The following is a 13,664-nucleotide window of genomic DNA, read 5'->3' on the forward strand; positions in this document are numbered from 1 at the left end:
AGCGCCGGCAGCTCCAGCCCCTGCTCCGGCACCGGATGTAGCGGCGCCGGTACCCGCCGTGCCCGCTCCCGCGCTGGCAGGGGCCGCAGCCGACGCACCGGGAGGAGGCGGGGGCGGTGTCGAGCCTCCGCCTGCGCCGCCTCCACCGCTTGGCGGGTTGCTGCCCGTGTCGGTGCCGCCGTCGAGGACCTTCTTGGCTGTGTCGGCCTGCGGGGCAGATGGCACCGGCACGGGCCGGTTCAGCGCGGACTTCGCCTCTTGCTCGGACGACATCGCGTGGTACATGTCGAAGCCGACGAACGACAGGAACTTGTAGGTGATGTAGGGCGCGAACGCGGCGATGAACATCAGCACGACGCCGGCGATGGGGTCGGAGATGGAGGCCAGGTCGGCCTCGATCGGGGCCGAGACCTGCCCGATCGCGACGAGGAAGATCACGACGAGGACGAGCTTGGAGAAGATCAGGGCGATCACGAAGGCCGCCCACTTGGCGAACCAGCCCTTGGTCGCGTCCCACGTGGCCCCGGCCAGGGCGACCGGGCCGAATACGATCGCCACGAGCAGCAGCGCCTTGCGGATCAGCAGGGAGAACCACACGATCGCCGCCGCCGATATGGCCAGGCCGGCGAGGAAGATCGTGAGGATCGCCCCGACGCCAGGGCCGCCGATGTTGATGGCGCCGAGGGCGACGGCGAGGAGCCCGATCTGGGTCCCCATCCCTTCCATCGTGTTGCCGGTAGCCTGCACGATCCCGACCGCGAGCTGATCGGTCACCTCCAACAGCAGCGCCGTCAGCGTGATCACCAAGAAGCTGCCGAGGACGGACTTCGCCAGGCCGAGCGCCGCACGGCTGAGCGCGGTGGGGTCGCGGTGGACCAGGCCGGTGATGAGCTGGAGGCAGAAGAAGATCAGCATCACGAACACGGCGACACCGAAAAGGACGTTGTAGACGCCGACGTACTCGGCGCTCGTGACGTCGACGAGGGTCGTGGTGTCGAACACCCACCAGACGGCCTCGAACAGCCATGCGGCGGCCCCGGCCATCGCTTGCGCGAGCCAGTCGAACGGAGCCGCGATCAGGGAGGCGGTGCCTTCGCCGACGGCGTCGCAGACGGAGGAGATGACCGGGACGTCGCAGACGCTCACCGCGCCCACCCCCGCCGTCGGAGGTCATGTCGGGTCGTCATTAGACGGCCTGCCCGACGCCCCAGAAGAAGTTCACCAGCGTGACCGCGGCGCCGCAGATGATCGCCGCCCCGCAGGAGACGAGGACGCCGACCTTGCCGCGGCTGGCGAGGTGGGGGTTGCTGCTGTTCGATCCGAGACCCCAGACGATCGCGGAGACGATGAGCGCGAGGACGGAGAGGATCAGGCCCACCGTCATGACGGCGCCGACGATGATGCGCAGCTGCTCGATGCCCGGAAGGCCCGAGCTGTTGGGGTCGATGTCGATCACAGTTGTGCTCCCTTGACTGGTCGAGACGGGGTTCTCGACGGTCAGGTGCACACCCGCTCCCAGCGCAGGCGGGGGCGGTCAGAGCCGGGTGCCGACGTCCAGGAGGAAGTTGAGCCAGGCAACGCCGGCGCCGGATAGCGCGGCGGCGCCGACCGCGACGAGCAGGCCGGTGCGCGCCTTGGTGGCGGCCTGGTAGTTGCCGCTGGCGGACGCGATCGCCCAGATGATGGCGCAGACGATGAGCATGAGCACCGCGGTGACGAGCACGAACATCAGCAGCGCGCCGACGATGGACCGAAGGTCTGCGGCGCCGCCCACGCCGCCGAAGTCGGGGAACACGTCCATCACGCACCCCCGGCGGTGCAGAGGGCGGGGGCGGCTTCGCCGCCCGCAATCCCTTCGGCACCGTGTTCGGTGAGCCAGGCGTCGGAGTCCACCGGGTCCGCTCCTGCGCCGCCGGGGTGGACTTGTAGGTGGAGGTGCGGGCCGGTCGAGTGCCCGGAGGAGCCGACGTCTCCGATGTGCTGCCCGGCGGTCACGGTGTCGCCTTCGGCGACGTGGATGCCGTGCTGCCACATGTGCACATACATCGACGCGACCCGCTCACCGCCGACGGTGTGCTCGATGACGATGACCCCGCCACCTGCGTCGGTGTAGTTCGCGCGCACCACGACGCCGTCGGCGACGGCATAGATCGGGGTTCCATCGGGGGCAGCGAAGTCCGAGCCGGCGTGGAAGCGACGTTCCCCGGTGATCGGGTCATTGCGCCACCCGAACGGACTCGTCCGCACCCAGGTTCCCTCGGGAAGCGGGAGCACGATCCTGGTCGTCTCGGGCACGACCGGTGTCTCATCCCCGCCGCCGTTGCCGGAGGGCGCGGGTCGGGTGAGGGCGTCGAGGATCGCCTGCGCCACCGGCTGGTAGTTCTGATACCTGTCCGGGTAGGCGCTGACCTCGACGGCCTGCGCGGCCTCTCCGGGGTCGAGCTGCTGCCAGCCCGGGATGTCGAGCAGCCCCCGCGGGGATGGGTAGTTCGGGCCGGACTCGCCGCCGTAGAACGCCCTGGCCTGGTAGGTCGAGTCCATGAGCTCGGCGACGGTGCCCCAGCCGCTGGCGGGCCGCATCTGGAACAGGCCGAGCGAGTCATGATCCGACCCGTTGCCGTCGTGCGGGTAGTCCGCGGACTCGGGGTAGGCGCTGGTGTTGGCAAGCATCCGCAGGGTGGATTCGGTGAGGGCGGCCATGAGTGCGATGAGCACCCCGTCGCGTCCGACGCCGGTGGTCTGCCTGCCGACCGTGATGATCGTCGCCGCGTGCGTGAGCTGTTGCCGGTCCAGCGTGACCGTCTCCCCGTTGCGGGTGGTGGCGGTCAGCGAGTCCGGGATCGGGCCGACCGCGAGTGAGCCGGGCGTGCAGACGGCGGCGGTCGCGGAGGTGCCGCCGAGGGCGGCGACGCCCAGCAGGGCCGTGGAGGGCCCGATGAGCAGCAGGGTGAGGGCGAGGACGGCGAGCTTCTTCATCGCGACGCTCCCGGCTCAGTGCAGCGGGGTGTCGAGCTCGGACAGCCGCAGCACCTCGCACGAACCTGATGCCGCGCCGTGGCCGGGCGTGGGCGGGGTGCAGACGAGGAACACGGTGAACGCGACCGGGCGGGACGCCTCTACCGGCGTCGTGCCCCAGGTGCCGTCGCGGTGCCGGGTGCCCTCGAAGGTGTAGGCGATTGCCCCGGCCGGGATCTGGCCGGGGGCGGCTTGATCGACGGCGGTCTCCCACGCCTCCGGGATGAACACCTCGTCGATGGTGAGCCACTGGCGCGTCGCGTACTGGCGCAGCTGCGCCCACGCCTCCGTCGTCGGGAGGTAGGCGCGTACGTCGCCCACGAACGCATCCGCCTCGGAACCGTGGGCGGCATCCGCGAGCACCTGCGCATAGTCCGAAGGCGTGTGCCCGGTCGTGGTGTCCCAGGTGAACAGCGCGGTCGCGACCGCGCGGGCGAACGCTTCCGGGCCGAGCCTTTGCGGCAGCGGCTCCAGCTCACCGCCCGGCATCGGGCCGGGCGTCACTGGCATCGTGGTGGAGGGTCGTTCGCTCGGTGCCGGGTCGGCCGGGGCGGCGGGGCCGCGGACGAGTCCGTAGATGCCGATGCCGACGAGGATCAGCAGGGCGAGGCCTGCGGCAGTGGCGGCGATCAGCAGGCGACGACGGCGACGGTCATCGGGGGCGGCGGGGTCCATGAACAGGGGTCCTTCCCGGACGGCAACAAGGGGATGCGTGGCTGCCAGGAAGGTGCGCGCCACCGCCCTGTTCAGGCGGTCTGCTCGGGTCGGCCCTCCCGGGCGACGCGCGCGGCATCGGCGAACGCGACGGTGCCGGCGATCGTCTCCTCGAACCGTGCCCATTGCTCGGTGGTGAGTGCCGGGCCGACCTCGGTGGGGTCGTAGTGCTTCCACCACGAGGCCATGTCGTCCCACGTCGCGGTGAACACGGTCAGAGGGAACGGCACCGGGAGGCCCGGCTCCACCGCCGTCAGTGCGGGCCGCTTCGCCTTCCTGCCGGTCTTGGCTGCCTTGACGCGGGCGAGCGCGGACTGCGCCAACTGCTCCAGCTCTGCGGCCTTCGCCTCCCGCTCCGCGGCCCGCACCGCATCCGCTTCGGTACGGGCCCGCTCGCGCAGCCCGGCGGGCTGTGCCAGGTCGGCGGCGAGCTGGTCGAGCTCCGCCAGCGACAGCTCCGCGTTCACGCGCAGATGCGACGGATAGACGCTGCCGCCGGTCTTGATCCGCTCGATCTCCTGCGCGGCGCGCGCCCGCACCGCCTCGGGCTGGGACTCGTCCGCGGCGAGGTCTTCCAGCCGGCCGATGCGCTCCAACGTCGTGTATGAGGCGCGGCCAGTGACCATCCGAGCGGCCTGCGCGCGGGTCTTGCCCTGCTCGATCTGCGGTGGTGCCAAATTGGCACCACCGTCTTCTGCATCTTCGGCGGACGTTTGGAACCTGGTGGCCTCCTGTCGGCGGGCGGCGTCCTCGGCCAGCAGGGCCTTCAGCTCGCGGTAGAGGGCGGCAGCTTCGAGCTGGGTGAGGGGCTTGTGGAGCTGGTTGTCGTCCTGCTCCGCCAGGAGCTGCCCGAGCCGGTCGGAGACCCCGGACCGCACCCACACGTTGACGGTCTTGATGCCGAGCAGCTTGATCGCCGCGAGCCGGCGGGCTCCGCAGATCAGGTGCCCGTCGAGGGTGACCGTGATCGGCTGCAGCAGCCCGTGGCGACGGATCGACTCGACCAATGGGGTCAGGTCGCCGTGGTCGTGCCGGTGCCGCGCGCCGACGATGATCGAATCGACCGCGCGCTCCAGCTCGATGCGTCCTTCCAGTGGCGTGCTCATGACCCGCCGCTCCCGGCACCGAATCTGGGTGCGGCGAGTCCGGCGGTGATCACGAGGTTGTCGTCTGTGAGGAGTGCTCGCAGCGGCTGGCCGATTAGCAGGCGGCGGAGCATTCCGCGGCCGGCGTTCGTGTGCGTGAGGGCCGGGTCGGGAACGCCGAGCACGACCCGCAGCAGCGCCGTCCAGGAGGCGCTGGGGAGGTCGAGGAGGGCGCGGGCCTGCCGGTCACGGCGCAGCACCTCGAACGCCGACGCCCGCGACACCGACTCCGCGAGCCGCGTAGTGATGTACTCGACCGCAGCCCGCGCCGTCGCAGGCTCCCACCCGACCCAGCTCAGGAACGCGATGGTGTCCTCGATCGCGGCGGTCACATTCACTGCCCGCTCCGGCACCGCATCGCCATCGGCATCCGGCTCCCCGTCGGTGAAGGGATCGAACCGGAACGCGGGGTGGTAGTCGGGCAGCGGGTTCTCCCGATCGCTGAACCGCTCCGCGTCATGGAACACCGAGTAGCGGGGCCGGCGGGCCTGGTGGACGGAGCACAGCAGCCCGTTGCCGCGCTCCTCCGCGGTGCATGTCACCTGCACCGCCCGCGTGATCACCGCCCACGGGTCCTCCGCCCGGCGGGTCGCGGCACCGCGCATCGCCTCGAATGCCGCAGACGCCGCCTCCCACGGGTCCAGCCCGTGCTTGCGGGCCAGCGCCGCGTACTTTCTCGCCGCATGTTCCATGAGCGCAGCGGCCTCCGGGTCATGGCGCCACGCTCCGCGCCCCGCCTCGTGGAGGCGGGTGAGCAGGGCGCGCAGCGCCTCCGAGTCCTCGAATCGTGCCCGCCGGTCGCGGGCCGTGGCAGTCTCCATGACGGCACCTCCTGACAGGCAGGTGCGCACACGGCCCCCAGTGGCCTGGCTTCGCGCCGTCGCGCCGGGGGCGAACATGGTTACCCGAGCCCGATCCCGGAGCGCGACACCCAGGAGTAGTGCTCCCCGGACCTGCGGCCGAACGCCGTCACGGGCGGCAGCCTCCGGGCACGCTCGCTCACGAACCGGACACCCGTGCGCGCCCCGGTGTGCGTCGCGCGGAACGCCTGGCCGGGAACCCGGCGGGAGCGGCGGGCGAGCTCAGCCTGGAAGTTGATACCCCGTCCCGCGATCCGGGCAGAGCGGGACGCCATCAGGTCGGTCGGACGCACCCACTCCACGCCCGGCCGTCGCTTATTCGCCGCCTCCGTGGCGCCTTGGGTCAGCGACGGGTCGCGGTGCCGGGCGAGTGCCGAGGTACCCCCTTCCCGCGGCGTCTCGTCGCGCTCCCGCCGGTCCGGCTCGCGCTCGACCTGCTCGTGGAGAGCGGTCGTGTGCTGGTCGTCGTTCATGGCGTCTCCTTCTCCTCAGCCGTCGTCAGTGCGGGCGGGCCGAACCAGCGGCCCACGGTGGATGGGTGCACGCCCAGATGGCGGGCGATGGCCTTGTTCGACCAGCCCTGCTCCCGCAGGCGCGCCGCGAGCTCCCGGCCTACCTGGCGCACAGGCATGACTGCCGGCGGCGCCGGTGCAGCATCAGGCATGTCCTCATCAGGCGCAGACTCCTCGGCGGGCTCGATACTCACGGGAAGGGGGCGAGTGAGGATCACGGTGAGGTGCGTGATCGCCAGCAGCACCAGCGGCGGCACCGCCGCCACACACGCGGCGAGCACGCCCGGCACGTCGGCGTCGGCCGCGACGACGGCGTGGATGGCGTTCGCCGTCACCGACACCAGTGCACCGGCCGCGAGCAGCAGCCACGGGTACCAAGCCGACCGCTGGCCCGCGAGGGCGACGACAGCGACCGTCGCGACGACGATGATCCCGTCGACGATGAGCGGCCAGGCCCACGCCTGCCCGGCATCCACGCCCGAGCGGCGAGCGAGGTCTGCGAGGGCGGTGAACGAGAGCCAGAACGCGCCGGCCGCGATGAACACCGTCCCGGCCACGGCCGTCACGACCGCGACCCGCCCGCCCCGCGGCCGTACGGTCGTTGGCGGATTCATGAGAGCACCTGCCCGGTGAGCTTCGTCGGCTGGCGCGGGGCATCGCCCTGTCCGACGACGGATGCGGGCTGGACGTGCGTGGCGCGGTATGCAGAGCGGATCGTGGTCTCGATCTCCCGTTGCGGGAGGCCGACCTGTTCACCGGCCGGGGCGAGTGCGTCGACCATCTCGGGCAGTGACAGGCCCGCCTCCGCGAGACGGCACGATGCCCAGAACAGGCCGCGGTTGCGCTCGCCTTCGGCGCGCATTCCGACCCATGCGGCCAGCCGCGCCGCATCCTCCGAGCGGATCGGGCCGCGCACCTGGTGCGGGGCAGGCTCCGGGCGCGGGTCGAGGAAGTCCCGCAGCCGAGCCGCACCGACCGGGGCGGGCACACGGTCGGCACCGGCGACGAACTCGTAGGAACCGGAGCCTGTCACGGCCGAGGGCGGGACGATGATGTAGCCGCCGTCGCCGCGGAAGTCCACATGCGCCTTCGCCGCCTGCCACGACCGCTGCGGCCGGTCCGGGTCGGCCGGGAAATAGAAGTGCGCCCCGCCCGACGCCGACCTGACCACGGCCAGCCAGCCCGGCACCAGTCCGGCACGGCGGGAGCGCTCGAACGCGGCGAACCCGTCGCCGCCGGGCTTGCGGTCCACATCGACGACCTCGACCCCGGAGGCGGCGCCGGTCGGGATGCCGATGTTCGCGGACGGCCAGCGCCGCCACCACGCCGCCACCTGGCGGGTCTCGGTGGTTGCCGTGTGGAACCCGCCGGGCTGCGCCTGCGGGTTCTCCTCGTCGGGCTTCAACAGCGGGTTCTTCGCGCCCGGGACGCACGGGAACACCGGCACCCCAGCAGCCGCGAGCCGTGCGGCGGCCTGCGGCAATGGAAGGCCTGACACCGAGGCGAGGACGCTGGCGACGCTCATGACAGGCTCCTCACCGCCACGTCCGCAGGACGTGACGAACGCGCCGACTCGACCGGCACCGACTGGGGTGCGATCCGCTCTGAGCCAGCCACACGCGAAGTCGCTGCCGGCTCACGGGACAGGCCGGGCGGGTCGCCGGTGCCGACCTGGACGGTGGGCAGCGCGTCGAGAATCGTCACCGCGACCTTGCGGACGCGCTCGCCGGTGGCCTGCACGACCTCGACCGGGTCCTTGTCCTTCACCGTGCCCGCCCAGCCTGAGACATACGGGATCGTGTAGGCGGTGGTGTCCATGCCATGCGCGGCGCCGATCATGAGCGCCACGGACTCGGCCTCGACCTCGCCGATGCCGCGATGCCCGGTCGCATCGGGATTGTCGGGGCCGTGCAGCATCACATGCGCGAGCTCGTGCGCGAGGGTCTTCACCTGCGCGGCCTCGTCCATGTTCGTCCGCACCGCGACCGTGCGCGCCTGGAAGTCGGTCAGGCCGTTCGCGCCGTGGATCATCCCCTCGTGCTCGACCCGCAGCACCGAGAAGCCCTCAGCCACCGCCAGCGCCGAAAGCCCGTTCCACAAGCCGTCCGGCGCCTGGCCTTCCAGTAGCGCCGGCGCCGGGCGTTCAGGGATCGGCGGGCCGTCGGTCATCGAGACATCCCAGACACGCACCGGGATCGCTCGGACCATCTTCGACCGGACCGTTTCGCCGGGTCTCGGCTTCTCATACTTGTCCAGCCGGCGCCATGATTCGGGGTTCTGCGGTGTCGAGGACGCGAACCGCGCCATCAGCGGGGCGAAGATCTGCATCGACCCGCCTGCGAGCGGCGAGCGACCCAGCGCCTTCCATTGTTTGTAACCGGCCACGAAGGTCGGCTCTGGCGCGCTTGTGCGACCTGCCTCGTAGAGATCGAGATGTTGAGCCCAGATCAGCAGCGTGTTGTTGAACGACTTCGCCCGGAACCGGGCCGCGAACTCCAGCGCATGCTTCCAGTCCTCACCCGAGACGAGCTGATCGACTGCAGCCGTTAGCCGCTCATGGAGCTGTTGGAGCCGCGCATCCTGCGCCGCTCGCGCCTCCTCGTCCGTCGCCATCAATGACCTCCTCCCGGCGAGGCCAACGGCACAAGCCGTTGACCCTTGCGACCATGAGGTGCGCCGGGCGGATCAGGAAGAAGAGACGGACAACGGACTGGGCCTGTGGCCGTCAGGCTCCGCGATGAACCCGACGTATTTGACGTGTTCTACACGGCAGTCCAAGACCTGTCGACGTCGCCGGTGAAACGTGGGACACGCGTCGAGTGGAGCGGTTCATACGACGAGTCCGCAGAGGTTACCGGCTGGTGTCGTTGGCAGCGATAGCGTGGCTTTGTCGATCTTCAGGAACCGTGTGTGGTGTGCGTCGGTACTGTGTCGGCGTGATGCCGTAGCGACGATGAAACCAGTGGGATGCTACGCGCGGGTCACTCCACCCGACTTCGCTCGCGGCACGCATCACGGAAATATCGGTTTCTTCAATGAGCCGCGCGAATTCAGTGAGCCGGAGTTCAGTGAGTAGACGCATCGGGGCGGCGCCGGCGTGCTGTACGCACATGCGGGTGAGGTGGGTCCGTGAGAGGGAGAGCTCTCGTGAGAGCGCTCCAACGGTCCACGGCTCTGCGATGCGCCCGCGAAGCAACCGGATTGCCTGACCGACGTAGCCAATAGATCCGGAGTCGGTCAGTCGTCCATTGATAGGTGTCCACGGCGCCGTGGTGGTCTCCGACGCTTCATCCAGAAAGTACGGCAGTATCAACCTCATCCATCGCGCGAGAAGCTCGAGAGTGTGAGTCGCGACGACTTCGGGCGAGTGGGTCCCGCTGCGCAGGATGCTCATCTGTCGCCATATCGGCTCGACCTGCCGCAGCACAGCGATACCTGGTGCAAGGACGATCGCGCGGCCGTCCCACTCGAGGGGATGTAGTCCTGCGATTACTCGTTCTGCGTCGGGGAGGAACCATGCCATCTGGGTGCGCCAGAACTGCTCGTCGGCATAGATGGCCCAGATTCGCACAGAGGGGGATGGCCGCACCCGGCACCATTTGCCGGTGCCAAGGGCAAGAGACATGCCAGGACGCAGGACATGCCTGCTCTCAGCAGTATCGAGGGCGCAAGAGCCCTCGACGACGTTGAGTATCTTCGCGTGCCGGAATACGGTACGGCTTGACGGGACCGTACGCACCATCTCTATGGCCGCGATATCGCCTGGCGCTTGAACCGCTGCGTAGGGGCGCGTGAACCTTATCGGTTGACTGGGCGGCAAGTCGTGCGCGGCCTCGAACGCGTCCTCTGGCGTAGCGGCCACGCTGCGCACGGCGCACCGTCAGCTCAGCTTGCCTTCCGAGTCGCGTGGTCGCACGCGGTGTTCGCTGAGGATCGAGATCCGATTGAACATGTTGATAGCCGCAGCGACCCACTCCGCGGCCGCGAACTCCGCCTCGGAGAGAGTGCTTCGGGCCTGCGCGAGCTCGACATTCACGGCGGCGTCGAGCGGGAGCCGGGTGGCTGCTTCAGCGATCGCGAGCAAGGCGCGCTCTCGATCGCTGAACAGGGGCGACTCGCGCCAGGCGGGCAAGATGTCGAGTAGTTGCTGATTGAGGCCTGCGCGCCTTGCCTGCCGCGAATGCAGATCGAGACAGAAGACGCATCCGTTCAACTGCGACGCCCGAACCTTGATCAACTCGCTCTCGGCGGGAGTGAGTCCGCGTTGCGATGCGGCCTCAGACGCAGCGGTCGCGAACGCAGACGCGGCTTCCCATGCTTCTGGGACGGCCTTGTCCATGTAGGGGCGTGGTCCATGCAAGGTGGACATCAGCGATCATCCTTGGCCGAGCCGCCATCGGAGTCGAGGCCCTTCCCGACCTCGTCCATGTCGAGTCCTCTGACGTTCTCTACCACTTCGGCCAGGGCAGTGGGCGGTAGGGCACCGGCCTGGCTGAAGACGAGCAACCCCTGGCGGAAGGCGAGCAGAGTGGGAATCGCGGTGATTTGGGCCGCCGCGGTGATGCGCTGCTCCGACTCCGTGTCGAGCTTCGCGTGGACGATGTCCGGATTGTCTTGCGACGACTTCTCGAAGACCGGCGCAAACTGATGGCATGGTGCGCACCAGTCCGCCCAGAAGTCGACGAGGACAATGTCGTTCTGATTGATCGTGACCTCGAAGTTGTCCTCGGTCAGTTCGACGGTTGCCATGTGGATTCTCCTCTTGTGCGTATGACGATCAGTGGTGGTGTCCGTGGGGTTGCCAGGGAATCGCGTGTCGACGACGTCCGCATACTCCGGATGAGCGCGGATGTACGCGGCGGCGAAGGGGCACGAGACCGTCGCGGTCTTCTTGTCCTCGCGGAGACTGTCGAGGACGCCTCCAAGGAGTCGCGCCGCGACTCCCTTTCCGCGGAACTCGGGGAACACGGACGTCGCGAGCAGAAGCACCCGGTCGCCGGTTCTGCTGTAGAGCAGGCCGGCGGCGAGCTTGCCGTTCACGGTCGCTTCGTACAGCTCGGACTCGACGTTCTCAGTGATGACGAAGTCTTCGGCTGCGTCCGAGGATGCAGCCGGGAGGTCAGTGTCGGCGTCGGTCGCGGTCAAGCCGATCATTCCGTCGGGATGTTTCATGTCTCTCCTATCGCGAGATCTCGGTCAGCGGCCCGGTAGTACCCAGTCGGGTCGGATGAAATGGCACGAGTAGCCATTGGGATGCTTCTGCAGGTAGTCCTGGTGTTCGGGTTCGGCCTCCCAGAACGGGCCGGCTTCGCCCACCTCTGTCACGACTTTTCCTGGCCAGCGGCCGGAAGCGTTGATCGCTTCGATCACGTGGAAGGCGACCTTCCTCTGTCCCTCGGTCGTCGTGAAGATCGCTGATCGGTAACTGCGCCCGATGTCGTTTCCCTGACGGTTCCGAGTGGTGGGATCGTGAATCTGAAAGAAGAACTCCAGCAGTGTCTGGAATCGGATGATCGAGGGGTCATAGATCACTTCGAGGGCTTCTGCGTGATCCCCGTGATCCCGGTAGGTCGCGTTGGGGGTGTCGTCGTCGCCGGAGTATCCGACGCGGGTGCTCACGACGCCCGGGAGTGAGCGGAAGAGCTCCTGGGCTCCCCAGAAGCAGCCGCTGGCGAGGATCACTCTCGAGGTCGGCATCGTCTTCTCTCTCTTCACGGCGGGCAGGACGCCCCTTCGGGTCACGATACGGAGCCGGGTGCTGTCCAGGTGGCCTGGCTGTGCAGCGTAATGTCCGCGACCTGCCGCGTTCGAAAGCGGGGCGGGCGGTTGCAGGGAGAAGACAGCTCTCTGCAGGGGCAGGCCACACGGGGCAGAGAAGCGGATCTACCGTCGGGAGGAGGCGTCGGAACTCCGGCAAGCCAGCGAACCGTGCCCTACGGTGAGGAGAGATCGTGATATCAGAGCAGATCGATTTCGAGAATGTGCGCTTTGATCCGGATCTCTCTGACTTCCATGAGCTTGCGAAGCAGATGGCTGCGGGGTTCGGGTACACGGCAAAGTTGTCGATCGGTGATCGCCTCGCTGCCCTTCTCCGATTGCGGGTTGCTCAGATCAATCCGTGCTCGTACTGCCTGATCCTGCACACGCGTATCGCCGTGGAGGTAGGCATCGGCGCGGCGATGGTCGCGCACCTGGCGAGCTGGCGGCAGAGCACGATGTTCTCCGGTTCCGAAGCACTCGCACTGGCGTACTGCGAAGCGCTGACACGTTACGAGCACGAGCACTTCGCTGAGATGCATCAAGGACTGACGGTGTTCTTCGATGAGCGTGAGATCGCGGAGATCGCAGCCGTCGTCATCAACATGAACGTGTGGACGAGGCTGAAGCTCGCGCAGGGCGCCGTACCGGTGATGTCACCCGGTGACGAAGAGCCTGCACGTGACGCCGATAGACCAGGCGCCCGGGGAAAGAAAGGGAACCCATCATGACTGATGGATCGATCAGCGGGCAGGACATCGAGTTCGATCTGCTTCCGCCGGATGAGAGCCTCGACTCGGATCTTCTCGGCGAAGACTCCGATGACGACGGCCCGGGATACTCTCCACCGGAGCGGCGGTCATCCGAACTGTCGTGGGGATTCACCGCACGCGAAGCACGTACTCGAGAACCGCTGGCGGCTCGCTTGGCGCGTGAGGTGCCGGAGCACGAACCCGAAGAGCCGATGGGCGACGGGATCGGCGACATCATCGGCACGGACGGCGAGATCCTTGACGACCAGGTCGGATCGGTACGCGCTGGACGGCTGATCTGGACCGAACCCGGCAACCCAGACCCATCCTCCGACTTCTGGGCCTCCGACATCGGCATCGACAACGGCGCCGCCTCCGCCGAGGAGGCAGCTATCCATGTCGTCATCGACGAGGGCGACTATGACCGGCAATAGTCTGGAATCAGACCGGGGAAGCCCGGGAGAACGGCGGAGGCTGTAATGATGCAGCAGACATGGGACTCGCGCAGCGTCGATCAACGTGACCGCGTGGAGACGATCCGTACGATGCTCTGCGAGAACCTCGTTCAGACAGACCTGACTCTCGACCCGCAGGGCCGCGAGGCGCATGTGAACGTGTCCTACCAAGACATCGGGCAGCTGAGAGCGTTGTCCGTCAAGACGGTGCCCTCGCTGGCTGCCCTCGCTATGCGTCCCCAGCGGATGATCATGTCGGACGACGACGAGTCATTGTTCGTGGTCTTCCAGCGCGGCAACCGGTCGATGCTGCGCCGTGGCGATGACCAGACCGTGATGACCCCGGGCAGCATCGTCGTTTACCCGAGCACGAGCCCCTACGTCCACGCCTTCGACGAAGGAGTCATCGGGGACTTCTTCCGACTGCCGTTGGGTGTGGTGGGGTTGACGGCGG

At 68.5% G+C, this 13,664-nt stretch carries 18 protein-coding genes and 1 pseudogene; 3 read left to right on the forward strand and 16 right to left on the reverse strand.

Annotated elements, in window-relative coordinates; genetic code table 11:
* The 16 genes and pseudogenes from HMPREF3086_RS05355 to msrA all read right to left on the reverse strand — a co-directional run.
* A partial coding sequence (locus HMPREF3086_RS05355; RefSeq protein ID WP_070720593.1) for a TrbL/VirB6 family protein occupies nucleotides 1-1,146 on the reverse strand: 1,146 nt, incomplete at its 3' end.
* Between the two features lie 40 nt (nucleotides 1,147-1,186).
* The gene (locus HMPREF3086_RS05360) at nucleotides 1,187-1,456 is read right to left on the reverse strand and encodes a DUF6112 family protein (RefSeq protein ID WP_020627604.1); all 270 of its coding nucleotides are present in this window, start codon (nucleotides 1,454-1,456) and stop codon (nucleotides 1,187-1,189) included.
* 78 nt (nucleotides 1,457-1,534) lie between these two features.
* Nucleotides 1,535-1,801: a DUF6112 family protein gene (locus HMPREF3086_RS05365; RefSeq protein ID WP_024357603.1), complete on the reverse strand. Its 267-nt coding sequence runs from the start codon at nucleotides 1,799-1,801 to the stop codon at nucleotides 1,535-1,537.
* A complete protein-coding gene (locus tag HMPREF3086_RS05370; protein WP_024357602.1) occupies nucleotides 1,801-2,976 on the reverse strand; it encodes a M23 family metallopeptidase in 1,176 nt (391 codons plus the stop codon). The genes HMPREF3086_RS05365 and HMPREF3086_RS05370 overlap by 1 nt, the downstream gene beginning before the upstream one ends.
* Before the next feature lie 15 nt (nucleotides 2,977-2,991).
* On the reverse strand, nucleotides 2,992-3,690 hold the full coding sequence (locus HMPREF3086_RS05375; RefSeq protein WP_024357601.1) for a hypothetical protein: 699 nt from the start codon (nucleotides 3,688-3,690) through the stop codon (nucleotides 2,992-2,994).
* A gap of 71 nt (nucleotides 3,691-3,761) precedes the next feature.
* Nucleotides 3,762-4,835: a ParB N-terminal domain-containing protein gene (locus HMPREF3086_RS05380; protein ID WP_067115706.1), complete on the reverse strand. Its 1,074-nt coding sequence runs from the start codon at nucleotides 4,833-4,835 to the stop codon at nucleotides 3,762-3,764.
* Nucleotides 4,832-5,695 (reverse strand): serine/threonine-protein kinase, encoded by an 864-nt coding sequence (locus HMPREF3086_RS05385; RefSeq protein WP_024357599.1) that lies wholly within the window; start codon nucleotides 5,693-5,695, stop codon nucleotides 4,832-4,834. The genes HMPREF3086_RS05380 and HMPREF3086_RS05385 overlap by 4 nt, the downstream gene beginning before the upstream one ends.
* A gap of 80 nt (nucleotides 5,696-5,775) precedes the next feature.
* Nucleotides 5,776-6,207, reverse strand: a complete 432-nt coding sequence (locus HMPREF3086_RS05390; protein WP_024357598.1) for a hypothetical protein — start codon at nucleotides 6,205-6,207, stop codon at nucleotides 5,776-5,778.
* On the reverse strand, nucleotides 6,204-6,860 hold the full coding sequence (locus HMPREF3086_RS05395) for a DUF2637 domain-containing protein (RefSeq protein WP_024357597.1): 657 nt from the start codon (nucleotides 6,858-6,860) through the stop codon (nucleotides 6,204-6,206). The genes HMPREF3086_RS05390 and HMPREF3086_RS05395 overlap by 4 nt, the downstream gene beginning before the upstream one ends.
* Entirely contained in the window at nucleotides 6,857-7,771 is a 915-nt protein-coding gene (locus HMPREF3086_RS05400) for a bifunctional DNA primase/polymerase (RefSeq protein WP_024357596.1), read from the reverse strand. Before HMPREF3086_RS05400 ends, HMPREF3086_RS05395 begins: the two co-directional genes overlap by 4 nt.
* Complete coding sequence (locus tag HMPREF3086_RS05405) at nucleotides 7,768-8,859, reverse strand: ImmA/IrrE family metallo-endopeptidase (RefSeq protein WP_024357595.1); 1,092 nt, start codon at nucleotides 8,857-8,859, stop codon at nucleotides 7,768-7,770. The genes HMPREF3086_RS05400 and HMPREF3086_RS05405 overlap by 4 nt, the downstream gene beginning before the upstream one ends.
* A 238-nt stretch (nucleotides 8,860-9,097) precedes the next feature.
* Nucleotides 9,098-10,117: an AraC family transcriptional regulator gene (locus tag HMPREF3086_RS17925; RefSeq protein WP_083324323.1), complete on the reverse strand. Its 1,020-nt coding sequence runs from the start codon at nucleotides 10,115-10,117 to the stop codon at nucleotides 9,098-9,100.
* A 9-nt stretch (nucleotides 10,118-10,126) separates the two neighbouring features.
* Nucleotides 10,127-10,585 (reverse strand): carboxymuconolactone decarboxylase family protein, encoded by a 459-nt coding sequence (locus HMPREF3086_RS05410; RefSeq protein ID WP_083324325.1) that lies wholly within the window; start codon nucleotides 10,583-10,585, stop codon nucleotides 10,127-10,129.
* Nucleotides 10,586-10,614: 29 nt separating this feature from the next.
* Nucleotides 10,615-10,995 carry a thioredoxin gene (gene trxA / locus HMPREF3086_RS19530; RefSeq protein WP_024357593.1) on the reverse strand — a complete coding sequence of 127 codons (381 nt, stop codon included), beginning with the start codon at nucleotides 10,993-10,995 and terminating at the stop codon, nucleotides 10,615-10,617.
* 84 nt (nucleotides 10,996-11,079) lie between these two features.
* Nucleotides 11,080-11,418, reverse strand: a pseudogene (locus HMPREF3086_RS19535) (GNAT family N-acetyltransferase); the annotation flags it as partial.
* Between the two features lie 24 nt (nucleotides 11,419-11,442).
* Nucleotides 11,443-11,943 carry a peptide-methionine (S)-S-oxide reductase MsrA gene (gene msrA / locus HMPREF3086_RS05420; protein WP_024357591.1) on the reverse strand — a complete coding sequence of 167 codons (501 nt, stop codon included), beginning with the start codon at nucleotides 11,941-11,943 and terminating at the stop codon, nucleotides 11,443-11,445.
* A gap of 254 nt (nucleotides 11,944-12,197) precedes the next feature.
* On the opposite strand from msrA, the gene HMPREF3086_RS05425 reads away from it, so the two are divergent.
* From HMPREF3086_RS05425 to HMPREF3086_RS05435, 3 genes are all read left to right on the forward strand, one after another.
* Nucleotides 12,198-12,734 (forward strand): carboxymuconolactone decarboxylase family protein, encoded by a 537-nt coding sequence (locus HMPREF3086_RS05425; protein WP_246830914.1) that lies wholly within the window; start codon nucleotides 12,198-12,200, stop codon nucleotides 12,732-12,734.
* Nucleotides 12,731-13,189, forward strand: coding sequence for a DUF5709 domain-containing protein (locus tag HMPREF3086_RS05430; protein WP_029746966.1), 459 nt, complete (start codon nucleotides 12,731-12,733; stop codon nucleotides 13,187-13,189). Before HMPREF3086_RS05425 ends, HMPREF3086_RS05430 begins: the two co-directional genes overlap by 4 nt.
* A 45-nt stretch (nucleotides 13,190-13,234) precedes the next feature.
* Nucleotides 13,235-13,664: helix-turn-helix domain-containing protein (locus HMPREF3086_RS05435; protein ID WP_210401844.1), on the forward strand; the 430-nt coding region annotated here is incomplete at its 3' end.

This window comes from Dietzia sp. HMSC21D01, from assembly GCF_001815995.1.
Classification (GTDB): Bacteria; Actinomycetota; Actinomycetes; order Mycobacteriales; family Mycobacteriaceae; genus Dietzia; species Dietzia cinnamea.